Below are 25,028 nucleotides of genomic sequence, written 5' to 3'. Positions count from 1 at the left end.
TCATCATGGACGGGATCCACACGAGGGTCAAGGTGCACCCGGCCAGACAAAGGAGTGATCCCGCACCGACAAAAGAGTGACCACACAGCGGCACGAAGATGAGCATCTGTCGACATCGAACTCTCCGTCCGAAAGTAAGTGGCTCGCGGTACCAACTTCCCAGCGAGAACCTCACACCCGCCAAGGCCGGCGATTTCTCGGCTCGCAAACCACAATCTGCGGCGATGCGTGAACAAACCCCTTGCGACTCAAGCCGCACCATTATCGGAAATCGGCAAGATCGCGATCAAAAGGCAAACCTCATAGCTGGCGGTCGGTACACCGCGAAAAAGTTGGCGGAGTTGCCGCACGTGAATGGGTCGGTCATCCGGCGAAGGCGGACGCTGGGACCGTTCCATCCAGAGCGCCACGGCCCCAAGACCGTCCGAAGGGACTCGCCAGCGGGACTGGGACAGGACCGAACAGCGGTTCCGCAAGCCGACTTCCGGGGCGCGGAGGTAGTCACGGATCGTGGGTGGCGCGGGTCACCGCTGTGTTCTGCCCCTCATAGCGGATCGGTTGGCGAGATGCTGACCGCCGTCCACCGGCGGGAGACACCCCCTCGCTCGTCGGAGCGCGCCACCGGAGGATCCCCAGGTCCGGTTCCTTGTTGATGATGCGCCGGTGTGCGCCTCACCCGCAGGACACATTCCCTGTTGGTCGTTTTCTCGCCATCCGGCGCCATGATCAGGAGTTTACCGAGCCTGTTGGGCTGAACAGCCCCTTGTTGTCGATCTACCCAGGCTGCATAGTCCCGTGTGCGTCAACTGGGGTCGCGCTTCTGGGGAGCGCGTGGTGAATGGATGGGGTATCCGTGCTTGGAAGACTTGGCGTGCTCGCGTGCGCGCTCAGCACCGCGATGGTCGTGCTCCCGGTGGTTCCCGCCGCCGCGCAGCGACCCTCGCAACCGGCGGTAGCGGTCACTGAGGCGGCTACGGAATCGGCCGCTCGAGCGGCCGCGCGGACTTCGGGCAAGCGGGTCGAGGTTCTCGACCAGCGGTCGGAGTCGGCGCAGGTGTTCGTGAATCCGTCGGGGTCGTTGACCTTGGAACAGACCGGGAAGCCGGTGCGGACCAAGAAGAACGGGGCGTGGGTCGACATCGACACGTCCCTGCGGCTCGAGGGTGGTCGGGTCGTCGCGGGTGCCACCGCGGTCGACGTGAGCTTCTCGCCCGGTGGCACGACGCCGTTGATGGCGTTCACCCGCAACGGCAAGCGGATGGCCTTGTCGTGGCCGGGTGTGCTGCCTGCGCCGGTGCTCTCCGGTGACACGGCGACCTATCCCGAGGTGTTGAAGGGCGTGGACCTGCAGCTGCGGGCGGAGGCGGGCGGCGCGCGGTTGCTGGTCGTGGTGAAGGACCGCGCCGCGGCGGCGAACCCCGAGCTGGCGGCGCTTCGTTACCGGTACAGCACTTCCGGCCTGCGGTTGCGCCAGGAGGGCGGTTCGGGTGCGGTATCCGCTGTGGACGGTTCGGGCGCGGTCGTGTTCGCGGCGGGCACTCCGGTGATGTGGGACTCGTCCGACACCCGTCCCGCCGCACGCGGGGCCGCGATCTCCGCGGAGGGAACCCCCTCGCGCAAGGAGGCGGCGATGCCGGTGCGGCTCGACGGCGCCGAACTCGCGGTCGTCCCGGACGCGGCGGTGCTCACCGCCCCGGACACGGTGTACCCGGTGTCGATCGACCCGTGGTTCACCGCGGACACGTGGGCGTGGACGTACGTGAACAAGAAGTTCCCCACCCAGTCGTACTGGTCCTACGCGCGCGAGGTGGGGACCAACTCGGGTTACGAGTCCACCGACGGCACGACACAGCGGGCGTACTTCCGGATGGGCACGAGCGCGGTCAACGGCAAGGACATCATCAGCGCGACGTTCCGCACGAACATGTACCACAGCTGGACCTGCACGAAGACGGAGACGCAGTTGTGGGCCGGTGGTGACATCGGACCCGCGACGACGTGGAACAACCAGCCGTGGCGGCGGCTCATCACGTCGGTGACCGCGGCCAAGAAGTCCGGCGGGACGGGCGACTGCGCGCCGGGGATCGTGGAGTTCGACGCGAAGTCGGCCGTGGTGGAGGCCGCGGCGAACAACTACCCGAACACCGTGTTGTCGTTGCAGGCCCCCGTGGCCGTGGAAGACGCGCTGAACACGCAGTCGTGGAAGAAGTTCAGCTCGGACCCGAAGCTGGTGATCGAGTACAACTCGCCGCCCGACACCCCGGCCAACCTCTACGGCGACATCAACCTGCCGTGTGCCTCGGGCGTCGACCGACCGGTGACGAACACCTCGCCGACGCTGTTCGCCACGGGGACCGATCCGGACAGCGCGAACGTGCAGCTGCAGTACGAGTGGGTCAAGCTCGACGGCACCGCGGTGGGTGGCTACGTGACGCCGTTCCTGGCCTCCGGGACCAGGTTCTCCGCGGTGGTACCGACCTCGGGGCTGGTGAACGGGACTGTCTACAAGTGGCGGGTCCGTGGTGCCGACGGCCGGGTGTTCGGTCCGTGGAGCGGGTTCTGCGAGTTCGGGTACGACACCTCGAAGCCCACCGCTGTCCCGGGCGTGAGTTCCTCGTCGTTCCCGGAGAACGACCTGGGTATCTCGGCGGGGCTGCGGGGCGAGTTCACCTTCACCTCAGCGGATCCGGACGTGTGGGGCTACCGGTACGGGTTGACGGAGAACACGACGTACTTCGTGGCCGCGGGTGCGGGTACCGGGCGTCCGGCCACGGTGCCGGTGGTGGCGCCGTCGAGCACCTTGCTGACGATGTACGTCTACAGCGTCGACAAGGCGGGCAACAGGTCCGACACCTACCGGGCGTACCCGTTCTACCCCGATGAGCCGATGCCGACCCCGCACGTCAAGCACGACGTCAACGGGGACGGCCTGGCCGACGTGGCCGCCATGCGCCAGCTCGACAGCGACGAGTCCGACTTCCTGACCTTCGCCTCCTCCGGCGCGGGCCTCTACCCCGTGACGCAGAGCTGGTACAGCGGCCCGAACACGGCGTTCCTGCCCGACCGCACCAGGGTCCTGGAAGGCGACGCGAACGGCGACGGCCGCAGCGACCTGCTGGTGTTGCGAGACGACGGCGGCTACCGGGTGACGCTGTGGGTGTTCTACGGCAACGGCCTCGGGTACTCCTCGCCGTCCGGTCCGGCCTGGGACAGCGGTCCCGGCCAGTGGGACCTCAACCGGGTCAAGGCCACGATCGGCGACGTCAACGGCGACGGCAAGGACGACGTCATCGCGGTCTACAACTACTTCAACTCCACCTACTCGATCTGGACGTTCCTCAGCACCGCGACCGGTGCGCAGGCGCCCACGATCTGGTGGAACAACCCCGCGGGCTACGCGGACTGGGCTTACCTGAACGTCTTCTCCGGCGACTTCAACGGCGACGGCAAGGACGACGTCGGCTACACCTACGACTACGGCAGCGCGCGGACCAAGCTCTGGTTCCACTACTCGACCGGTACCGCGCTCGGCGGCGGCACCCTCGTCTGGGACAGCGGCGTCAACGGCTGGGACATGGGGCGGGCCAAGTACCTCGTGACCGACGCCAACGGCGACGGCAAGGAGGACCTGGTGGCGTTCTACAACTACTACAACGCCACGTACAGCGTCTTCACCTTCAAGTCGACCGCCACCGGAACGCTGGCGCCCACCATCTGGTGGAACAACCCGCCTGGTAACGCCGAATGGGCGTGGATGCAGCCCTTCGCGGGTGACTTCGACGGCGATGGTGACGGCGACATCGGCTTCGCCTACCAGTACGCGAACCGGCGCACCGCGCTGTGGTTGCACTACTCCTCCGGGTCTGCTTTCGGCGCGCCCCTGGAGAAGTGGAACAGCGGCGACAACGGACTCGACGCCACCCGCGCCCGGTTCTTCTGACCCACCGCTCTTTCCTTCCACACAGCCAACTCCGGCACTCGGGGAGATCAGTCATGCCCGCAGCCCAGCGGAAGACCTCGTTACGCCTGACGACGATGGTGGCGATCGCCGCCCTGGTGACAGGGGTGTTGCCCGCGTCGGTCGCCACCGCCGCGCCGGAGCGCGACCGCGAGGTCGCCCTCCCAGCCCCGCAGCGGGAGAAGTCGGTGCCGGTGCGTCCCGCCGACGCCTCGCGCAAGACCGACTCCGCACCCAAGCGCGCCTTGGTCGCCGCCCCGTCGGTGGCGTGGCCCACCGGGGTCGACGCCGAGGTGGACCTCGGCGCGGCGACTGGACTGGTCAAGGCGGCGCAGTCGCCGCTTTCGGTGAGCAGGCCGGGGGCGGCCACGGCGGGCCTGGCCGCGCCGGGCAAGGTCCGGGTGCGCACCGTGGAGACCAGGTCGCCAGGGACGCTCGCGTTCCGAGTGGATGGTGGACAGGCCAAGCCGGGCGTGCGGGTTTCAGTCGACTACGGCCAGTTCCGCTCGGCGTTCGGTGGTGACTGGGCATCGCGACTGCGGTTGGCCCGACTGCCGGAGTGCGCCCTGTCCACACCGGACAAACCGGAGTGCGCGCCGACTGAGGTGGCGTCGAAGAACGACGCCAAGGCGGGGACGGTGGCCGCGGACGGTGTCGCCGATGGCCGCATGTACGCGTTGCTGGCCGGGCCCTCCGGCGGTGGTGGCGACTTCGGTGCCAGCGCGCTGGCACCGTCGTCCACCTGGAAGGCTGGCGGGTCATCGGGCGAGTTCACCTGGTCTTACCCGATGCGTGTCCCGCCGACGCTGGGCGGCGCCGCGCCGGACCTCGCGTTGGCGTACTCCTCGGGCAGTGTGGACGGACGCACGTCGTCGACCAACAACCAGCCGTCCTGGGTCGGTGAGGGCTTCGACCTCCCCGTCGGTGGGCACGTGGAACGCCGCTACAAAGCTTGTTCCGACGACCTCGGCGGCAACAACGGCCAGACCAAGACCGGTGACCTGTGCTGGGGTGCCGAGAACGCGTTCGTCACGTTGGGCGGCAAGGCCAGCGAGCTGATCCGCAACGACGCCGACGGCGTGTGGAAGCTCAAGAACGACGACGGTTCGCGCGTGGAGAAGACAACCACCGCGGGCAACGGCGACAACAACGGCGAGTCGTGGCGCATCACCACCGTCGACGGGACGCAGTACCACTTCGGCACCCGCGCGACGTCGAACTCGGTGTGGACCGTCCCGGTCTTCGGCAACAACCCCGGTGAGGACTGCTACGCCGCCGGGTCGTTCGCGACCTCGTGGTGCCAGCAGGCCTACCGCTGGAACCTCGACTACACCGTCGACCCCAACGGCAACACCACGGTCTACACCTACCAGACCGAGTCCAACCTGTACGGTCGCAACCTCGCCTCGGCGGGCGCGACCTACCACCGCGGCGGTTGGCTCGACCGCATCGACTACGGCACCAACACCGCCGTCACCACAGCGCAGGCCCCGATGCGCGTGCAGTTCACCGCCGCCGACCGCTGCGTGACCGCGGGCGCCACCTGCACCTCGGCGACGCCGTCGAACTGGCCGGACGTGCCGTGGGACCAGAACTGCGCGAGCGGCACCTGCGCGGGCAAGGTCTCGCCGACCTTCTGGACCCAGAAGCGGCTCAGCAAGATCACCACCCAGGTGTGGGGCGGCGCGGCCTACCGCGACGTCGACTCCTGGACCCTCGACCACCGCTACCTCGACCCCGGCGACACCACCAGCTCCGCGCTGTGGCTGGAGTCCATCAAGCACACCGGCCTGGTCGGCGGCACCGCGACCGTGCCGGAGGTCAACTTCAACGAGATCCCGCTCAGCAACCGCGTCGACGGCATCGACACGCTGCCGCCGCTGGTGCGCTACCGGATCTCCTCCATCGCCAACGAGACCGGCGGCCAGGTCGCGGTGCAGTACTCCGCCACCGAGTGCAGCCGCAACGGCGTGATGCCCGCCTCGCCGGACTCCAACACCAAGCGCTGCTTCCCGGTCTACTGGACCCCGGACGGCCAGCCGCAACTGCTGGACTGGTTCCACAAGTACGTGGTCACCAGCGTCACCGAGTCCGACAACACCTCCGGCGGTCGCCCGGTCCTCACCACCTACGACTACCCCGGCACCCCCGCCTGGCACTACGACGACGAGGACGGCCTCGTCCCCGCCTCCCGCAAGACGTGGTCCCAGTGGCGCGGCTACGGCCAGGTCGGCGCGATCGTGGGCGACTCCACAGTCACCAAGACCCGCTCGGTCACCACCTACCTGCGCGGCATGGACGACGACAAACTCGCCAACGGCACCCGCCGCGACATCTGGGTCGCCGACGGCAGTGGCGGCACCATCGAGGACAAGGACCTGCTCGCGGGTTCGGTCCGCGAGACGGTGACCTACAAGTCGGCCACGGACAACACGGTCGTATCGGCCACCGTGGTCGACCCCTGGATCTCCCCGGCCAAGGCCACGAGCGTCCGCCCCTGGGGCACCACCACGGCAAACCTTGTCGCGAACACCAGCGTCCGCACCAGAACCGCCCTCGCCGCGGGCGGGTGGCGCAATACCCGCGTCGACACCACCGTCGACGCCGCCACCGGTCAGCCGTTGACGGTGTCCGACCTCGGTGACACCGCGACCACGACCGATGACCTGTGCACGAAGACGACGTACGCGGCCAACACCACCGCGGGGCTGCTCGCGTACCCGAGCCGCGAGGAGGTCCTAGGCGTCGCTTGCACCGCGACCGCCGCCTACCCCGCGGATCTGGTTTCCGACAAGCGCACCTACTACGACGGCGCGACGGCGCACGGCACGCCCCCGACCAAGGGCAACATCACCAAGACGGAGATCGCGAAGTCCTGGGGTGGGTCCGCGCCCGCCTACGTCGTCAGCGACCGCGCGACCCACGACCAGTACGGTCGTGCGGTCGAGTCCTGGGACGCCGCGGGCGAGCGCAGCACCATGGCGTTCACCCCGGCCACGGGCGGACCGGTGACCCAGACGGTGGTCACCAACCCGCTCGGCCACGCCATCACGACCGGTGTCGAACCGGCCTGGGGCACGCCAGTGTCGATCAACGACGCCAACTCGCGGCGGACCGACGTGCGGTACGACGCCCTCGGCAGGCTGTCCAAGGTGTGGTTGCCGGGCAGGCCCACCACCTCGAGTGCCAGCACCGAGTACGAGTACGTCCTGCAGACCGGGGCGGCCAACTACGTCACCACCAAGTCCCTCCGGCCCGACGGCACCAGCTACACCTACTCCTACGCCTTCTACGACGGCCTCCTGCGGCCGCGCCAGTCCCAGGCCCCGTCGCCCGGCATCGCTGGTGGTCGAGTCATCAGCGAGGTCTACTACGACGCCAGGGGATCGGCGTTCAAGACCAACGGGCCGTTCTTCAACAGCGGCCCCGCCGACATCACGCTGGCCACGCCGGTCAACGACAACGACGTCCCCAACCAGACGGTGACCGAGTTCGACGGGGTCGGCCGCAAGACGGCCGAGATCCTGCGGGAGATGGGCACCGAGAAGTGGCGGACCACCACGACCTACGGCGGTGACCGCGTCCACGTCGACCCGCCGGTGGGCGCCACCCCGACCACGACGATCACCGACGCCAGGGGCAAGACGACGGAGCTGCGGCACTACCTCGGCGCAGGCCCGACCGGGACCTACCAGAGCACGAGCTACACCTACACGCACGCCTCGGAACTGGCCACGGTCACCGATCCGGCGGGCAACCTGTGGCGCAACACCTACGACCTGCGGGGCCTCAGGACCAAGGAGGAAGACCCCGCGAAGGGGACGACCAACTACGCCTTCGACGACGCCGCTCGGCTGAGCACCTCGACGGACGCGCGCAACGTCACCCTGGCCTACGAGTACGACAAGCTCTCGAGGAAGACGGGCGTCTACGAAGGCTCGTTGACCGGTACCAAGCGGGCGGCGTGGACGTACGACACCGCGGTCAACGGCATCGGCATGGCCGCGTCGAGCACGCGCTACGACAACCAGAACGCCTACACGACCACGGTCAACGGCTACGACGCGGGTGGCCGGTCAACCGGTACCACCATCACCATCCCCGCCGCGGAAGGCGCCCTCGCGGGCTCCTACTCGACCACGGCCGCCTACCGCCCCAACGGGAGCCTCGAGAGCCTCGCCCACCCCGCGGCCGGAGGACTTCCGAGCGAGACCGTGGCGATCGGGTACAACGCCCTGGGGCTCCCCGACACGCTCACCGGCGCGAGCAGCTACGTCAAGCAGACCACCTACACCGACGTCGGGGAACTCGGCCAGCTGATCACCTCGACGGCGGCGACCGGCAAGAAGGTCACCCAGACCTTCTACTACGAGCGCGGCACGCGGCGGTTGTCGCAGCTGCGGCTCGACCGCCAGGCCACCGGGCTGAACCAGGGGAACCTCTACTTCTCCTACGACGAGGCGGGCAACGTCACGCGGATCGCCGACCTGCCGATCGGGCTCCCGTCGGACATCCAGTGCTTCCGGCAGGACAGCCAGCAGCGGGTCACCGAGGCCTGGACCCCCGCGGCGGACAACTGCGCGACGAACCCGACCGTGGCCGCGCTCGGTGGTCCGGCCCCGTACTGGCAGTCGTACAGCTACGACGCGATCGGCAAGCGGACCGGCGAGACGCAGCACGCCTCCGGTGGTGACACGACCAGGACCTACACCTACCCGGCCGCGGGCCAGCCGAGGACGACCAGCCTCAGCCAGGTCAGCACGGCCAAAACCGGCCAGCCGACCACGACCGACACCTTCACCTACAACAACACCGGTGACACCCTCACGAGGAACGTGGCGGGCCAGCCGGGCCACACGCTGACCTGGGACGCCGAGGGCTCGCTCGCGTCGGACACCGCCGGTGGGCAGACCACGACGTTCCTCTACACCGCCGAGGGCGAGCGGCTGCTCCGGCGAGACCCCACCCACACGACGCTGTACCTGGGCGACACCGAGCTGCGGTGCAACCGGGCCGCGGGCACGGTCACGGGAACCCGCTACTACACCTTCGCCGACCGCGTCATCGGCGCCAGGACCGCCGCCGGTGTCACGTGGTTCTCCGCCGACCACCACGGCACGAGCCACTTCGCGGTCGACGCCGTCACCCTGGACGTCCAGCGCAAGCGGTACCTCCCGTTCGGCGGCAGCCGCGGGACCGCGCCGACCGCGTGGCCGGGCGAGCGCTCGTTCGTCAACGGCACGACAGACGCCAGCACGGGCCTGGTCCACCTCGGCGCGCGCGAGTACGACGCGGCGACCGGCCGCTTCATCTCGGTCGACCCGGTCCTGGACGTCACCGACCCGCAGCAGATGAACGGGTACGCCTACGCCAACGGCAACCCCGTCACCCTGAGCGACCCGGGCGGCGAGTTCTCCGACTGCGGGTGCGCGTCCGACCGCTACGGCTACGACAACGTGCTCTACCAGGCCGATGGCACCCGCCCGATCAGCGCCGGGGCAGCGGCGGCGTTGAAACCCGCGCAGCGGGGTCGTTGGCAGGCGGCGGTCGACCGGTGGACCCAGCGGTCCCTGATCCCGAAGCCCAAGCCGCGCCCGTGGGCGAAGGACATGGAGCGGGTCAAGGCCGACGTGGCCAAGCGGGTGGCCGACGGCAAGACCTACGACGAACTCCTGGACTACGACAACGGCGCGCCGTCGCACATCCAGGAGGCCATGCGGGAGGAACTGCACGCGGAGCTCTGCAAGTCCTACCAGGCGAATTGCGTCGACATCGGAGTCGAGATCGCCTCGACCACGGTCTTCGTCGCGGCGCCGATCGGCGTGTCCGAGAAGAAGTTCGAGTCCGCTGACATCGTTCGCTCGGCGACCGAGAAGGTCCTCACCGAGAACACCATGGAGTCCCTGATCGACGAGAACCTGTCGCCCAAAGAGGCCCAGGCCTTGCGGTCGAAGCCGTGGTTGACCCGGGCGTTCGCAGGAACCGCGGTGCACAGAGCAACCAGCAAGATGCTGGACAGAATGTTCCCCAATCGGTTCACCTACAGCGCATCTCGTGGTCCTGACTTCTTCGACAAGCAGACCAACTCCCATGTCGAGCTGACCACTCGTGGACAGGTCACCGCTCACTACAATCGAGGCGGCGCATACAAGGACACGGCTTACGTCGCGTACAATCTGGGTGCGATGGCCTCGCAGCGATGAACAGGAGTCGGATCGTGTCGTCAGCGAAGAGTCTGAGTCTGAGCGGGTCCCATGTGGAGGAGTCCTTCGCGGGTCTCGATCTGGACTACTTCAACGGGCTGGCGGCGCGGTTCGACCGATGTTCGTTCGACAAGATCAGAATTCGCCAGGCCTGCTTCGGGGCGGGCGTCGATGACACCGAGTACGTGGACTGCACGTTCGACGGGGCGCACATCGGCGCGCTCTCTCCCGGAGTGGCCCGGTTCGAGCGGTGCACTTTCCGTGATAGCCGCCTGGTCAAGTGGCTATGCGATACGGTCGAGTTCATCGACTGCGTGTTCACCGGGCGGATCAGCGAGACCAATTTCGCCGGAGCCATATCACCGATGAACGCTCGGCTTGTCGGCCGTACGGTCAATCGTTTCGAGGGCAACGACTTCAGCGACGCCACCTTGGTGTGGGTCGGCTTCCGCGGCGGCATCGACCTACTCGACCAGAAGTTGCCCACTTCCGGCGCCTTCTTGGTGGAGGACGGCGATGTTGTCGTCCCGAGAATGATCGCTCTCGCCGAGGCGTGGCCGGAGTCCCGTGCCAAGGTCCAGGTTGTGTCGTTCCTGGAATCACTGTTGTTCAAACTGCGCAACGGGCAGCGGCACGTCCTGTTCACCGCCGCCACCTGGGCAGGGAAGACCTACGCCGGGCTGGACATCTACGACAGGATCGTGGAACTCGCCCACCTCGCGAGCACCTGAACCACCGGCGGCAACACCGTCCTGGGACCAAGAACAACAGGACGCACACTGCGCTGCGGGTTGCGAAATGTGGAGGCGGTGCGCCCCGGCGAGTGGGCACTACGAGCACCCACCGGCGACCTCAACGTCATCCCTGCCACTCGGTCCGCGCCGTGGTGATGGTTCTCCGCTGTCGGGCACACCAGTACCAGGGCGATGACGCGGCGGCAAGTGACTCGCCCGGCCAGGGCGGCGTTGGCCGGGGCGAATCAGCGGGTCGACAACACCAGGGTGAACCGCGTCGGGTCGGTCCGCATCAACCGCAGCCGTCCGCCCTCGGCTTCCGCGAGCCTGCGGGCCAGCGCCAACCCGACCCCGTGCCCACCGCTGTCGTGCGCGCGCCTGCGGAAGCGGACCCATTTGGCGCAACACACCCACCCCCACTAGCCGATCAGCCTGCCCTGTCACAGGATGCCCTCAGCCAAACGATTTGACCCGCACGAGCGCCCACGCGGCTGATCAAGCCAGCCGGTCGGGCACGCCGACACTGAGACAACACCCTCAGCGGCGCCGCAGCTACGTGGATCGTCGGAGCGCAACAAGCCACCACCGCCCGTAGAGAACCATGAGTGAAATCGCGAAGTGAGTGCCGCTTAACGGCGGCATCCGGGTTCTCGGCGTTGCCGTCGAACTGGAGAAGCCGGGGCATACGGGTGTCAAGCCACTTGGGCGCAGGAGTCCAAGCTTCACCAGAGGTGTTGGCCTTCGCGTACTCGCGGAAGGCAGCGACATTGTTCACCATTCGCGCGCCCGCAGGTTGCAGGCCGAACTCCCGTACTAATGACTTGAGATCCGTAGTCTTATACTGTGGCAGATCGATCAGCCGAGTGTCGGCGGGGACTGAGGTCCAGGACTGCAGCACTGTGCCTTCACTGCCAGCGACCCGCCTGATGCGGGTTTCGGCGGGGAGATCATACTCGGTCTGCTCCCACTCGTCGAGGTCGAACGCGGTCTTGCCGCCGTCGTTGTGTCCTGCGACGATGGTCGGAGAACTGATGGGAACGTCCTTGACCTGGACAAGCGAACGGAAGCCGTTCACAGAGAAGCTTTCAGGTGCACGAGTGCGGAGGTCTCCGTTCATGCATGACGCTCCCGACAGCATCACGGTTGATAAGGTTGGCATCGGACTCCCGTACAGGACCGCCGATTGAACGATTCCAGGGAGACCGCGCGGGTTCGTCCCGAAGACACGCCGTGATCAACAGCCGTTCTCCGGCCCCTGTCCAACGCAACCAGCTACGTCGGCACGGAGAGGTCGCCGATGGCGGCGATGACCGCCTAAGTGACCGTGAGCGAGTCTCTGGTGGCGAGTGGGACGAGGATCAGGAACCTGCTGGTGCGCTCGACCAGAGTTGCCATGGCAGTTGTACCAAGGCTGGAAATCGTACGCGCCAGTGGTCTGGCTTTCGATTCGTACTGGATTGATCTGGGAGAGTCGCAACCATTCTCACCCTGCGGGCGGAATGTGGTCGATCCTACGCTCGCCTCCGGAGGCGAGCCTTTCGGCGTCCTGGCGTACTGCGGAGGAGAACCGTTCTTTTCTCGCGACCCAGGCCGCGAGTGCGCGGCCGGGTTCGGGCAGCCGTGCCACCAGTTCGCGTGCCGCCCCGAGCGCCAATGGACCATCTGCGGCCTCCGCGATGGCAGCATAGAGCGCACAGATCTCTCCCTGCCCTAACGCTTCTGCCACGTACGCCGCCGCCCGCAGTCGGCACGCGGCTGATCGAGTGGGCGAGACCGATAGGTCGGCGACCCGATGAGTGGCCTGCTCTGGGTCGCTGTCCCGCAGTGCCAGGACGACCTCCAGGTACCGGTCGTCGTCGAGCACACAGCTGTCGAGGACGTCGCCAAGTACCCGGGCGCCCGCCGCGCGGTCGAACTCCGCCACCGCGTGCCCCACCCGCGTCTTGAGATCCGCCGCGAGGCCCCGACGCAGCCCTATCCGGGTCAGCAGCGCGGTCCGGCGGGCCGCGGGCTCGACCCGGAGAGCGAGGTCGAGCCGGACCTCATCGGGCACGGTGTGGTCTCGGATCATCAGATCGCGCGCGTACCCGGCACGTTCGGCGTCGAGTCGATCGAGCAAGGCCAACGCGCGCAGCCTCAGGTCGATCGGTGGCTCCCGATATCTGGGGTTCACCTGGGCGTAGGCGAGTTCGACTGCCCACCTGGGGTCGACCCCGCGTAGACGTTCCGCGACGGTCAGATGGATCCGAGGGTCGTTCTCGTGCCGGGTCAGGAATGCCCGCAGCGCCTGCCGGGCGTTCTGAGCGCCTGACCAGGTCGCGTATGCCAGGCGCACCAGCTCCTCTGGTGCATTCGCCAACTCGGCCGCCCGCACCCGGTGTACGCCCATCGCCGGGTCGCGCGCGAGTTGCCGCAGGAGACGGGGGCCGCAGGAGGTGTGTTTGTCGAGCAGGTCCGCGCTCTGCAGTCGTCTGGTAGGCAGCGTCGCTTGGTCGGCGGCCAGGGTGAGCATCAGCTCGACACCGCCCGCCGGGTCCTGGGCGTGCACCTCGGTCACCGCCGCCCACCACCGCGCACTGTCCCCGCGCTCCGTTCGTCGGGCGATGGTCCGGATCTCCGCCGCCGCTCCCGCAGGATCGATCATCCACAACTGGCGGATGGTGACCCGCCAGTCCTCGTTGCCCTCCGCAAGCCTGATCCGCGCCAGCAGGTGTTCGACGCAGGCGCGATGCACGTCGTCGGGCAAGTCCATGCCGCGCCGCACCAGTTCCACGAGGAACTCTACGTTCGCCGGGCCGTTGCGCCGCCACATCCGCCGCAGCGCGGGGTCGACCCGCGCACCGGAGCGTGCCCAGCGCGCGGTGAGGAACATACGCACTTCCAGGTGTGGCCACGGCAGCTCGGACCTCGGCGCCAACCACCGGCGGCTCGCGGGACTGGACCAGGTCGGACCAGCCGGGTAGCGCGCGGCGAGGTGGTCGGCAGCGAGGTACTCCTCGATGGTGTAGTGCAGGAACTGGAATCCGCCCCGCCGCTCGGTGACCAACCCGCACGAGCGCAGCACCTCGGCCAGGATGGCGCGTCGCTCCGGCTCCGCCACCGCGTCCGGCCAGGTGATCCCCTGCCACTGTTCGGCCAGTTCCAGCACCGGCGCGGAGCGCACGCGATCGTCGAGTCCCTGCCGTTGGTAGGCGATCTCCCGCAACAGGGGCAGAACCTGGTCGCACAGCCGCGCGACCACGTCGTCCACCCCGCTGCCCCGGCCCAGACCACGCGTGATCTTATGGCGGTGCTCGGGGTGCGCGAGCTTTCCGGTGGCCCAGTCGATGAAGCGCCCGAACAGCTCGTCCTGCCCGCGCGGCAGCCGGGCTTGCGGATCGTGGTCGAGCAGGATGCACAGCATGGTGGCGAACAGCGGGATTCGGCCGAGTTCGTGAGTCCGGTGGTCGTCGAGGCCGCGGACCAGCCGGTCGGCCATCGCCGCCGGATCGGGCCTGCCCAGTGCCTCGAACCAGGCTACGGCCAGGCTCACCAGGTTCTTCGTACTGAACGGTTCAATGGTGTAGGTCGGGCACCGGCTACCCACTGGACTGGTCAGCGCCTGTGCGAGGTCGATACCGAGCGGCCTGCTGGTGACCAGGAATCGGTAACGCGAGTCCAATCGGTGGTCGGCGATCGCCCTCAGCGCCCGGCTGCGGCCGGGGTCGAAAACCTCGTCCATCCCATCCACCAGCACCAGCCACGGCACGCCAGGGATCGGCTCGTCCCGGAAAAGCCGCACAAGCTCGGCATGGTCGAGACCGACGCTGATCTCGTTGGCGACCCCGTGCGCCAGCGCGTCGGGCAGGCCGTGCCCGCGGGCGAACGCCGCCGCTGACACCGGCACCGGGACGAACTCGCCCGCTCCCCCGTCGAGCCACCGCCGCGCCTGGTCGGCCGCCAAGTGCCGCACGAGGCTGGATTTCCCGGTTCCCGGTGCGCCCTCCACCTGCGCGCCGCCAGGGTGATGCCGCAGGATGTCCTCGGCGGGCATACCGCGCACCACGGTGTGCAGGCGCGGGTCCCGGTTCGGCGACGGCTCCCACGTGGTGGCCGTGGTCTCGCGCCCGCTCACGTACACAGTCGACAAGGAGGGCGCATTGTCGACGAGGTGGCTGTAGGGGTGCCGGTGGCCCGCGCGCAGCACGGAGGTCAGATACCGGCGCACGGCGTCGCCGGGGTACCGGTGCGCGCCCGCACGCAGGCGGGCGTCATCGAGCAAGCTGAGCCACGCCGGGTTGACATCGGGGAGCAGGAGCGCGGGGAACCGGCGCACGACCTGGGTCACCGGGACAAGGTGCGGGCCCCGATCGAGCAGGCCGCAGATTACCCCGGTGCGCTGGTCGAGCACCGGGGCGCCGATCGCCGAGTCCGGGACGTGCCCGCGTAGTCGAACACCGTCCGCCCCCTCCGCGCCGCGGTCCAGCGTCAGCAGTTCGGCGCCGTCCGGTGTCGGTGCCCAAGCCTCCAGCAGGTCGCCCGAAGCGGGCGATGCCCCGATCTCGCCGTGGAACCCATCCCCGGCTGACAAGTGCAGCAGGGCCCAGCCCGCGACTTCGAGGTGAACTGTAGCGACCACGTGCGACCCACCGACTCCACGCACCGACACCTCGGTGCCGGGTGCCCTCGAGCGCGCGGGGGCTAGCACGGTGCCCGGTGCGACGAGGAACCCAGCCGTCTGCCCTACGGTGACCGTGACCCGCCGCAGCGCGTCACGCAGGCGCAAACCCGCCTCGTCCGAAGCGCCTGGTCGACCCGCGTACAGGTGGACATGATCCACGCGCCCTGCCATGACGGGGTTGCCGATGACGGTGCCGGAGATCTCGTTGACCGCGGCTGAGTCAGCCATGACGGTGCACGATAACCGGTCGCGGCCCGCTCGCCTACGCCAGGATCATCGAAGTGGGGTTCGAGACCGTGCGCCTTAGCAATCACGGACGTAGGTTCGGCACGCACAGATTCACGCGTCGGGTGGCACGAACACAGTCTGCGTTCGCGCCACCCGCTGCGTCAGGGTGTTGCGCCGCGGTCGCCTCGGGCATTCGTCCAGGCGGCGAGAACAAGAGCGGCACCGAGGGCTCCGACCGCTCCACCGACACCGGGAAACACGTCGCGGAGGAACACGATCGCGAGTACGGCCAGGCTGACATAGATCACGGCCGCGATGGCCCAGAACCGTGCCTTGCAGCGACCGGGGTGGCTGTCGTTCATCAGAAGAAGTCCTTGATTCCCTTCACGAATCGTCCTGCTGCTCCGATCGCGCCCAACGCCATCGCGCTGTGCGCGTCATCTCGAACTTCCTGGCTGCCGGCGCCCGCTCTGACCGAGACCGCAAGTGCTACCAGTTCAACTGCCCAAGTAGGCGGTCAAGATGTCGGGGCGACGGCTTGTGCTCTTGCGCCTTCGCCGCAGGGTTACGGTACTAGCGTTAGAGTCCTCGCAACTCCGAAAGCGCTCCCCAGCCAGCCGCTCGACGCCCGCGACTCCGCGCCGACCCGACCCCGCCTCTGCCGCATGTCCGACGCCGCAGAACTGGTCGGTTCCGGGCGATGAAGCTTCACCGTGAGCGGATGAAGTCAGTTCGCCACAACACCCCATAGGGTGTAGATCAACAAGGTTCTGTAACAGTGTTTTGATCACACCGGAGACCGCCCGCTCCAGGATTCCCCCAGGATGGGGTTGTCGATCTTCGTTGAGACCACAGTGGACAGTGTCGGGTGATCGTCACGGGAATGCAAAAACGCCCGTTGACCTGGTCAAGTATCCAGATCAACGGGCGTTGTCGCGACCGTCGGGCTGACAGGATTCGAACCTGCGACCCCTTGACCCCCAGCTCATCAGAGTTGATATCTGTGCACGTCAGGCGCGTTGCCTGTCGTGTTAGGACACTGCTTGCGAGCTGCTTGTGCATGGTCGCGTGTGACGTGTGGTCCCAAGCGTGTCCCAGAGGGCGGTTTGGTTCTGCTCGGGTCGCGACGGGTGTTACGCACCTGGTGGTTCCTGTGGGTGAGTCGAGGGTGTGGGTGGAGTTGGTGGGGGTTGGTTGTCCCCGCTTTCTCGCACTGGCCGCTCTAGCGCTGGGAGGGTGGTGTCAAGGGTGGAGCTTGCTCCATCGCGTAGCGACGCCGTAGGCGCCCTTGATGGCTCCCTCCCGGCGTTAGATGATTGCGGCGAGAGGAAGCCCCGGTCCGGGCGGGTTTGGGTGTGGCGGGGGTATCGCGTACGGGCTGGTGGGCGATCATGGGTACATGAGCCAGGACACCCCGGAGCGGCCGGTGCACGGCAACACGGTGGCCAACAACGCCGGCAAGCTCGTGCAGGCTCGCGACATCCACGGCGGTGTCCACCTGCATGGCCCAGCGGCGGCTGAGGTGCGGTTTCCGTGCCGGTTCGGGCAGGTGCCGCCTCGGGCGGCGGGGTTCCAACAGCGGGATCAGGCGGGCCTGTTGCCGGCTGCTGGTGAGTGTGTGGTGGTGACCGGCCCGGGTGGTGCGGGTAAGACACAGCTCGCGGCGGACTTCGTCGAGCGGGTGTGGGCCGGTGGCGAGGCCGAGGTGGTGGCGTGGGTGCCTGCGGCCTCGCGCGATGAGGTGGTCTCGGCCTACACCGCATTGGCGGGAAGGTTGAGCGGGGTCGATCGTGACCCGCCGGACGCGGTGCGCTGGGTGCTGGGGTGGCTGGCCGAGACCCCGGTGTCGTGGCTGCTGGTCCTCGATGATGTGTGGGACCCCCAGGACGTCCACGGCCTGTGGCCTGCGCCGTCGACCAATGGGCGGGTGGTGGTGACCACACGCAGACAGGACGCGGCCCTGAAAGGCCACGGGCGGCGCACGGTCGCGGTGGGGATGTTCACCCCGGAGCAGTCGCGGGCGTGCCTGACCGGGGTGCTGGCGGACCGCCCGCACTTGCTCGACGGCGTGGACGAGGTGGTTCAGGAGTTGGGGCATCTGCCGCTGGCGGTGGGGCAGGCCGGGGCCTACATGGCCGACCGGAACCTGACCTGTGGTGAGTATCTGCGGCGGTGGCGTGACCGGGACCGGCGGCTGTCGTCGCTGTTCCCGCCGGAGCGGGAGTTGCCCGAGGGCCGTGACCGGACGGTGGCAGTGACCTGGTCACTGTCGATCGAACTTGCCGACACCCTGGACCCGGTGGGGGTGGCGGGGCCGTTGATGCACATCGCCTCGGTCCTGGACCCCAACGGCATTCCACTACCGGTCCTGACCGCACCCCCGGTCCTGGAACACCTGTCCTCAACACGGGGCACCCTCGTGTCCGAGGACGACGCGCGGGATGCTCTTGGGCGGCTGGAACGGCTCAGCCTGATCACCCTCGACACCCCCACCGGTACCGGTCCGGGCTCGATCCGTGTCCACTCGTTGGCCCAACGCGCCACCCGCGAGGCCACTCCCAGCGGCCAGTTCACCGACCATGCCCGGGTCGCCGCGGACGCGCTGTGGGAGGTGTGGCCGGAAATCGAGATAGACACCGGCCTCGCGATGGCCTTACGCGCCAACACCACTACCCTGACCGCGATCGCGGGCCCGCTGTTGTTCTCCCCGGACGCGCACGCAGTTGTGTTCCGTGTGGGGCAAAGTCTGGGTGAGGCGGGTCAGGTCACCGCCGCGCTCGGCCACTTCACCACCCTGTACGCCACTACCCTCACCCACCTCGGACCCGATCACCCCGACACCCTGCTCACACGCCACAACATCGCCTCCTGGCGAGGTGATTCCGGGGATGTGCTGGGGGCGCTGGCCGAGTTCGAGGCCCTGCTCCCCGACCGCACCCGGGTTCTGGGTGCCGATCACCCCAGCACCCTGCTCACCCGCCACAACATCGCCTCCTGGCGGGGACGAACCGGGATTGTGCTGGAGGCATTGGGCGAGTGCGAAGTCCTGCTCACCGACCAGACTCGGGTTCTGGGTGCTGATCACCCTTACACCCTTGCCACCCGCCACAACATCGCCTCTTGGCGGGGTGAGTCGGGGGATGCGCTGGGGGCGTTGGGTGAGTTTGATGCCCTGCTCGCCGATCAGACCCGGGTTCTGGGTGCTGATCACCCCAGCACCCTCCTCACCCGCCACAACGTCGCGTCTTGGCGGGGTGAGTCGGGGGATGCGCTGGGGGCGTTGGGTGAGTTTGATGCCCTGCTCGCCGATCAGACCCGGGTTCTGGGTGCTGATCACCCCGACACCCTGGCCACCCGCAGCAACATCGCCTCCTGGCGGGGACGAACCAGGGATGTACCGGGGGCGTTGGGCGAGTTCGAGGCCCTGCTCGCCGACCAGACCCGGGTTCTAGGTGCCGATCACCCCGACACCCTGATCACCCGCAGCAACATCGCCGCTTGGCAGGCTGATTCCGGGGATGTACTGGGCGCGTTGAGCGAGTTCGAGGCCCTGCTCACCGACCGCACCCGGATTCTGAGTGCCGATCACCCAAGCACCCTGACCACCCGCAGCAACATCGCCTATTGGCGGGGACGAAGCGGAGATGCCCAGAAGGCGTTGAGCGAGTTCGAGGCCCTGCTCACCGACCGCACTCGGGTTCTGGGTGCTGGCCACCCCGACACCCTGACGACCCGCAGCAACATCGCCTCCTGGCGGGGACGAACCGGAGATGCGCAGAAAGCGTTGAACGAGTTCGAGGCCCTGCTCACCGACCGCACTCGGATTCTGGGTGCTGGCCACCCCGACACCCTGACCATCCGCAGCAACATCGCCTACTGGCGAAAGATCGCTGATGAGATGCGGCGTTCCTGACGGCTCGGCCGCGCCGTCTGCGTGGGGTGGCGCGGGGCCGGACCACTACGCCGGCTGGGCCGCGCGCCAGCGCGGGCGGAGCGGAGCGGGAGCCCGCGCCTTGGCGCGATGGATCCGGACCGCGCTGGGACCGGGCGGGCACGACAGCGCCGCGCCGCGTAGGCGGCGCGGCCCTTGATCCTATAGAGGCAAGTTCAGCAGGGTTGGGGACAAGCTCTGGCCGGGGAAGGCGCTGGCTAGTGGGTTGATCTGCACTTGCACGTCTGGAGGTCGCCCAACATGTCCACGATGAGGGCGAGTTGCTGCTCGATCGAGCGCAGTTGAGATGGCACAGGATCTGCCTCGATCGCATCCGCCGGGCGTGGGGTATTTCCTTGGCGGACGTCGTCGAGGTGGTCGGGGTGTAGGCCGAGTGCTGTGGAGATTGCTTCGAGGGTGCGGGTGCTGCGCCGGCGCTCGATGGTGCGGTGTTGTATTTCTCGGACAACAGCCTGGGATACGTGCGAGCGGTCAGCTAGTTCGCGTTGTCGCAGGCCGAGGAAGGTCATGCGCTCGTTGATTGTCTGCGCGACAGCTACCCAGTCGTCGGGGGCGCTAGTCGGATTCACGGTCAAGGTAGGCGGTGGCCGAGTTCGATCACCTGCGGGTTCGTCGGGTGCAGGTCGGTGGCGGCGCGCAGGATGTCGAGTCGTTCGGCGAGGCGGTTGGAGCGGATGTGGGATGCCATGTCGGCGACCTGGTGACCGAGCTGGGCTCCGGTGTCCGGGTCTCCGCCGGTGAGGTGGGCGGTGGCCAGGTCCGTGAGCAGGAAGGCCAGGCGCTTGGCACGGAGCGTGTGGGACTGGTTGGTGGCTGCGGTGAGGGTGTCGATGGCCTGGGTGGCGTAGGCGGGTTGCCTGGTGGCAAGGGTGGTGTAAATAAGGCCGGTTTCGCCCGTGAGGAGTGTTGAGGTGTATGTGCGGGGTTGCGGGAGTAGGTTGTCGTCGGTGTTAGTGAGGGCTGATTCTGCGCGGATAAGTGTGTCCACAGCGCGGAAAGGGTGGCCGGAGTCCGCGTGTGCGCGGGCGTGAGAGGCAAGGACGAGGGCTTGGGTTTCGCCGGAGTTGGATTGGTCGGCGGACAAGGTTGCGAGAGTGAAAGCATTGTTGGCTTCGGTGTAGTGGCGTGAATGGGTGTAGATGCGGCCGATCTGGTTGAGGGCAAGAGCCTCGCGCATGGGGTCGTCGGCCTGGCGGGCAGTGGCCAGGGCCTGGCCGGTGTAGCGGAGGGCGGCGCCAGAGAGGCCGACTCCCTGTGAGGCCCAGCCAGCGAGCGCCAAGAGGTCGGAGAGAACGGCGCGGAGCTGGTGGTCGACCTGGTCCGTGTGGGCGGCGTTGAGCAACGACCGCGCCCAGCCGAGTTGGGCGATGACGGCGTCTCGGACAGCGCCTCCGCCCAACTGTTGTTCCTGGGTCCACAGCACGCGAGTGAGTTCGCGGAGCTGGTCGACCTCGGTGGCTCCAACACGGGACGGCGCAGGGGTGGCGACAGCGGGACTGCTGAGGAGAGCCAAGTCCGCGGTGGTGAGGGTGGCGCCCATGGCGATCTTGGCCAAGAGGCCCATGAACTCTCGACGGTCGGGCACTGTCGGCACCGCCTCTCTGGTGGAAGGTTCCACAGTCGGGGTGTGAGCGAGGCCCATGAGGCCACGGGGGATGCCCAGGCCGTCGGCGATGCGGGCCAGGACGTCATAGGTCAGGACCTGGCGGCCACGCGCGATGGCAGAGACCTCGGGCTGGGCCTGACCGGTCAGGTGCGCGATGCGACGTTGGGAGACACCGTGCCGCTTCAAGGTGCGATAGACGGTGACGATGTCGCGCTCGGCCAAGGCGGACCGCATGACGGGGTGGTCCCAGATCGCCGGATCGGGTCTGTCGTTGGGGTTACCCCAGGTGCTCATGCTTGCCTGCTTCCGCATCAGCGCTGGTCACGCCCTTGGTAGCCAGCCAGGTACCCACGGTAACAACGGCTGGGGTCGCCGGTCACGCCACAACCAGACCGATACACCGGCCCTATATGACCGTCATATCACCCGGTGAGAACCCTCGGCACACATCCCGGTCAGGATTCAGCCCCGCGACCTGGCGAGATGGCCACCAGCGGGACACACGGTGGTCTCGCATCGGTCCGCCACCCGTCTCCACCCTTGGTTGCCCAACCGTCAACCATTTGGAGCACACGTGAACTCAGCGCAGGAGGACCTACCTCGTAGGTGGAGGAGGAACACCACGCCCTCGGAGAATCCGCCACCATGGCCACCAGGGGTGCCGTCCTTGGTCGAGGAACTCGACGACCTGGTCAAGTTCGCGGCCATGGTCCGCAGCAGCGTGGAGGACGGCACCCTCGGCACGGGCGCTGAAATCGACGAGTTCGACGCCGTATCGTCGCGCATCGTGGAGGCGTGCCGCTGGCTCCAGTACCACCGGGCAGACGTCACAGTCATCACCGTCCCGAACTTGGTGTGGAACGAACTGACACGCCTGAACCACGTCGTGCGCAACCACCTCTACTGGCACGACGAGTTGGCTGTCGCCAGCGTGAACCTGTTCAGCACCAAGAGCCCGTCCAGTCGGGTGGAGATCTTCGTGTCCGGTGATCGCGCGGAATCGTGCGGTCAGCTCCTCGCGTGGCGTGACAGCCTGCTAGACACCTCACTGCACCTCGACGCAACCGACGAACCGGGCGAGCCGAGAGTCAGCGTGTACGGCCGTTTCCACGACAAAACCGCAGTGACCGTGACGGCACCACTGTCCACAGACGACCTAGAGGGCATGAGCGGCGTCCAACTCGGTGACGTGGTCCTGGACTGGCTCCAGAAGCACACCGCCTAGTCACGCCGGTGCTACGCCGGGAGAGTCGTCGCCCGGTGTAGCACCGGCTAGGTGAAGTACGGCGGTTGTTGCTGGCTGCCGTGACTGATCCGGAGCCGGATAGACGGGTGGATGTTCAGCCCGTCAAGGGAATCGAGCGGCCGCCACAAGACTTCCTTGCTCTCATCGCTGGTGCGCAGCGCCCCACCGGTCTCTTGCGCGCGGAAGCAGATCGAGAACTCCTGCCGGACTTCACCATCGGCGTAGGCGATGACGTGGCCCGGGTCGCTGTAGATCCCAACCAACCCCGTCACCTCGACATCGATGCCGGTCTCCTCCTTGACCTCACGAACCACCGTCTGTGTCAGTGTCTCCCCCACGTCCAACGCTCCGCCGGGGATCGAGTACAGGTCGTTGTCGGTACGCCGGATCAGCAGGAGTTGCCCGTCGGCGTTGGTGATGTATGCCGTGACGGCAACGACGATGCTGTTCGGCGTCGGCGCATTCGGGTCGTGGTAGAAGTCGGTGCGGGCCATACAGGTCTCCTACCACTTAGGGGGCTTGGCCAAGCCCCAGACGCTGTCGAAGCTCTCCGAGTAAGTCTCGAACAGGTCCCCGCCGGAGAGCCTGCGCAGGTGCAGCAGCGGAGCGTGCCCAGCCACGAACCCGTAGACGTGCATGTTGACCAACATGTCATCGTCGTAGCGGTAGATGCTGTTGTAGAGCGTGGTGCCGTGAACCCGGATCTCAGCGCCCGGGGCGTCGGCGAGCGGCCGAAAGAACGCCAGCGAGTTGCGGGCCTTGGCCGGGATGGCCTCGCGACCGATACCCTCCTCGTCGCCGCGCTGGGCCAGGGCTCGTGCTGCGGGATCACCGACCAGGATGCGGACCTTCACGCCATCTGCGGCCTTGGCCTGCAAGCTGCGGATGAAGCGGGGGTTGTCGGCGAGGAACATGCCTGCGTAGATCAGGATCTCGATGTGCCGGGTGGCACCGTCCAACAGCCGGTCAAAGGTCTCCGAAGGCACCGAGTGGCGGTGCGGGTAGAGCTTGACCACCTCTGACGTGCCGATCTCGGTCTTGCGCTCGGGAGCCACGGCGTCGGGCCAAAGATAGTTCTCGGTCTCGCGGACCATGGACGCGATCGTATGCCGGTGACGCGGGTACGGCGTCCGTCCTTGGGTGATCCAACGTTCGACCGTCTTCGGGTCGACGTTGGTGGCCTTGGCGACCTGGTTGATGTCAAGACCGCTCCTGAGCAGCGCGTCTCTGAGTCGTTCGTTGGCCATGGTCACCCCTTCCGGTGACGTTTAGGGACGTCTTAAGCTAGCACGAGACGTCCGTAGATGTCCCGCCATGCGGTGCTCCCGTCCTCCATTGTGGACGAAAGTTAGGTATGCCGGGAACAGGCCCGGGCACCTGACCAGGAGGAACAGCATCATGCCAGTCATCCCCACGCGGTTTCAGGTCCAGTTCGGGGAGGTGTTCCCTGTGGGCGCGTTCGTGCTCGGTGTCGAGCCGTCCATGGCGTTCTCGGACAACCCGGCCGCGCCCAAGCAGCAGGAACGGGACAAGGAAACCGGCCAGCTCGTGTGGATCGTGCGGGCACTGGACGCGAACGAGGACGCAGCACGGTTCGGTGCCGAGTTCAAGGTCAAGGTGACCGCCGACCACCAGCCGGTACCGCCGGAGAAGGCCAACGGCTTCCCGTTCGCGGCAGTCGAGTTCGAGGGGCTGACGGTGACCCCCTATGCCAACGCTAAGGGGCGGATCGCCCACAGTTTCCGCGCCACCGGGATGCGTGCGCCCACTACCGGCCGCAAACCGGCTGGCGAACAGAAGACGGCGGCGTGAGCGACTAGAGACAGACATGCGCGACATGGTCCACGTCAACGTCACGGATGACCTACCCATCAGAGCGAAGGCGTTGCCCTTCGCGGACCGGGTCGAGATCCGTTTTGGCAAAGCCTTCCCCGTGGTCCTCATCGTCGATCGGGCCGCACTGGACATGCTCGCGGAAGCGATCGCGACCGGCCGGGCCGAGCTCGAAGCAGCCAGCCCCCGGGAGACCCCGTGAGCGACCAGATCGTTCCCGGCGAAGAACGCCCGGTGATCTCCCAGCGCCCTTCGTGGCGGTCACGGGCTCCGATCCCGGAGACACTGACCGCCGGACGGGCCTACGTATCGCCCGGACCACGACGAAACGCACCCCGGGCGGAGTGGATCGAGTTCTACCGCTGGTGCCAAGAGGTGTTCCAGGCGATCGCACAGACCGACACCCGGCACATGAACGAGGCACTGGCGGAGGTCTACATCGCCCGCGACTGGGAAGGGAGGTTGACCGACTCGGGAACACGGATCGACCCAAGTAGCTACTACAAGCCATAAGTCCACAAGGGACACGCCATGCGCAAGCACGCGTGGCGATGCCGCATGCCTTCACGGCGGCACAGGGGAAGTAGACACAGAAGCGGATCTAGGTT

The 25,028-nt window shown here is 67.5% G+C and carries 15 protein-coding genes and 1 pseudogene; 8 read left to right on the top strand and 8 right to left on the bottom strand.

Features of this window, described 5'->3' with window-relative positions; genetic code table 11:
* Positions 1–853: 853 nt before the first annotated feature.
* The 3 genes from LV79_RS34690 to LV79_RS29655 are packed head-to-tail and all read left to right on the top strand — an operon-like array spanning position 854 to position 10,892.
* A complete protein-coding gene (locus LV79_RS34690) occupies positions 854–3,940 on the top strand; it encodes an FG-GAP-like repeat-containing protein (protein WP_253841590.1) in 3,087 nt (1,028 codons plus the stop codon).
* A gap of 53 nt (positions 3,941–3,993) precedes the next feature.
* A complete protein-coding gene (locus LV79_RS29660; RefSeq protein WP_253841589.1) occupies positions 3,994–10,161 on the top strand; it encodes an RHS repeat-associated core domain-containing protein in 6,168 nt (2,055 codons plus the stop codon).
* Between the two features lie 14 nt (positions 10,162–10,175).
* Positions 10,176–10,892 carry a pentapeptide repeat-containing protein gene (locus LV79_RS29655; RefSeq protein ID WP_253841588.1) on the top strand — a complete coding sequence of 239 codons (717 nt, stop codon included), beginning with the start codon at positions 10,176–10,178 and terminating at the stop codon, positions 10,890–10,892.
* A 248-nt stretch (positions 10,893–11,140) separates the two neighbouring features.
* Here LV79_RS29655 and LV79_RS29650 read toward each other — a convergent pair.
* The 4 genes and pseudogenes from LV79_RS29650 to LV79_RS29635 form a co-directional block, all read right to left on the bottom strand.
* Positions 11,141–11,260, bottom strand: a pseudogene (locus LV79_RS29650) (ATP-binding protein); the annotation flags it as partial.
* A gap of 62 nt (positions 11,261–11,322) precedes the next feature.
* Positions 11,323–12,012, bottom strand: a complete 690-nt coding sequence (locus tag LV79_RS29645) for a hypothetical protein (protein WP_253841587.1) — start codon at positions 12,010–12,012, stop codon at positions 11,323–11,325.
* 366 nt (positions 12,013–12,378) lie between these two features.
* Positions 12,379–15,783 carry an NACHT domain-containing protein gene (locus LV79_RS29640; protein WP_253841586.1) on the bottom strand — a complete coding sequence of 1,135 codons (3,405 nt, stop codon included), beginning with the start codon at positions 15,781–15,783 and terminating at the stop codon, positions 12,379–12,381.
* Between the two features lie 161 nt (positions 15,784–15,944).
* Complete coding sequence (locus tag LV79_RS29635; protein WP_253841585.1) at positions 15,945–16,145, bottom strand: hypothetical protein; 201 nt, start codon at positions 16,143–16,145, stop codon at positions 15,945–15,947.
* Between the two features lie 1,037 nt (positions 16,146–17,182).
* Here LV79_RS29635 and fxsT point away from each other — a divergent pair.
* Positions 17,183–19,696 (top strand): FxSxx-COOH system tetratricopeptide repeat protein, encoded by a 2,514-nt coding sequence (fxsT, locus tag LV79_RS29630; protein WP_253841584.1) that lies wholly within the window; start codon positions 17,183–17,185, stop codon positions 19,694–19,696.
* A gap of 236 nt (positions 19,697–19,932) precedes the next feature.
* Here fxsT and LV79_RS29625 read toward each other — a convergent pair whose 3' ends face one another.
* Positions 19,933–20,244, bottom strand: a complete 312-nt coding sequence (locus LV79_RS29625; protein WP_253841583.1) for a helix-turn-helix domain-containing protein — start codon at positions 20,242–20,244, stop codon at positions 19,933–19,935.
* Between the two features lie 62 nt (positions 20,245–20,306).
* Entirely contained in the window at positions 20,307–21,635 is a 1,329-nt protein-coding gene (locus tag LV79_RS29620; protein WP_253841582.1) for a helix-turn-helix domain-containing protein, read from the bottom strand.
* Positions 21,636–21,999: 364 nt separating this feature from the next.
* On the opposite strand from LV79_RS29620, the gene LV79_RS29615 reads away from it, so the two are divergent.
* Complete coding sequence (locus LV79_RS29615) at positions 22,000–22,566, top strand: hypothetical protein (RefSeq protein ID WP_253841581.1); 567 nt, start codon at positions 22,000–22,002, stop codon at positions 22,564–22,566.
* A gap of 47 nt (positions 22,567–22,613) precedes the next feature.
* On the opposite strand, the gene LV79_RS29610 is transcribed toward LV79_RS29615, so the two are convergent.
* Both LV79_RS29610 and LV79_RS29605 read right to left on the bottom strand, forming a co-directional pair.
* A complete protein-coding gene (locus LV79_RS29610; protein WP_253841580.1) occupies positions 22,614–23,081 on the bottom strand; it encodes an NUDIX hydrolase in 468 nt (155 codons plus the stop codon).
* A 9-nt stretch (positions 23,082–23,090) separates the two neighbouring features.
* A complete protein-coding gene (locus tag LV79_RS29605; protein WP_253841579.1) occupies positions 23,091–23,834 on the bottom strand; it encodes a DUF5919 domain-containing protein in 744 nt (247 codons plus the stop codon).
* Positions 23,835–24,036: 202 nt separating this feature from the next.
* On the opposite strand from LV79_RS29605, the gene LV79_RS29600 reads away from it, so the two are divergent.
* The 3 genes from LV79_RS29600 to LV79_RS29590 are packed head-to-tail and all read left to right on the top strand — an operon-like array spanning position 24,037 to position 24,933.
* Positions 24,037–24,399 (top strand): plasmid replication, integration and excision activator, encoded by a 363-nt coding sequence (locus LV79_RS29600; protein ID WP_253841578.1) that lies wholly within the window; start codon positions 24,037–24,039, stop codon positions 24,397–24,399.
* A gap of 16 nt (positions 24,400–24,415) precedes the next feature.
* On the top strand, positions 24,416–24,622 hold the full coding sequence (locus LV79_RS29595; protein WP_253841577.1) for a hypothetical protein: 207 nt from the start codon (positions 24,416–24,418) through the stop codon (positions 24,620–24,622).
* Positions 24,619–24,933 (top strand): AMED_5909 family protein, encoded by a 315-nt coding sequence (locus LV79_RS29590; RefSeq protein WP_253841576.1) that lies wholly within the window; start codon positions 24,619–24,621, stop codon positions 24,931–24,933. Before LV79_RS29595 ends, LV79_RS29590 begins: the two co-directional genes overlap by 4 nt.
* Positions 24,934–25,028 lie beyond the last annotated feature (95 nt).

Origin of the sequence: Actinokineospora globicatena (assembly GCF_024171945.1) — a bacterium.
Lineage (GTDB): Bacteria > Actinomycetota > Actinomycetes > Mycobacteriales > Pseudonocardiaceae > Actinokineospora > Actinokineospora globicatena.
The sequence above is the reverse complement of the archived record's forward strand: the minus strand, read 5'-3'. Positions and strand labels throughout refer to the sequence as shown.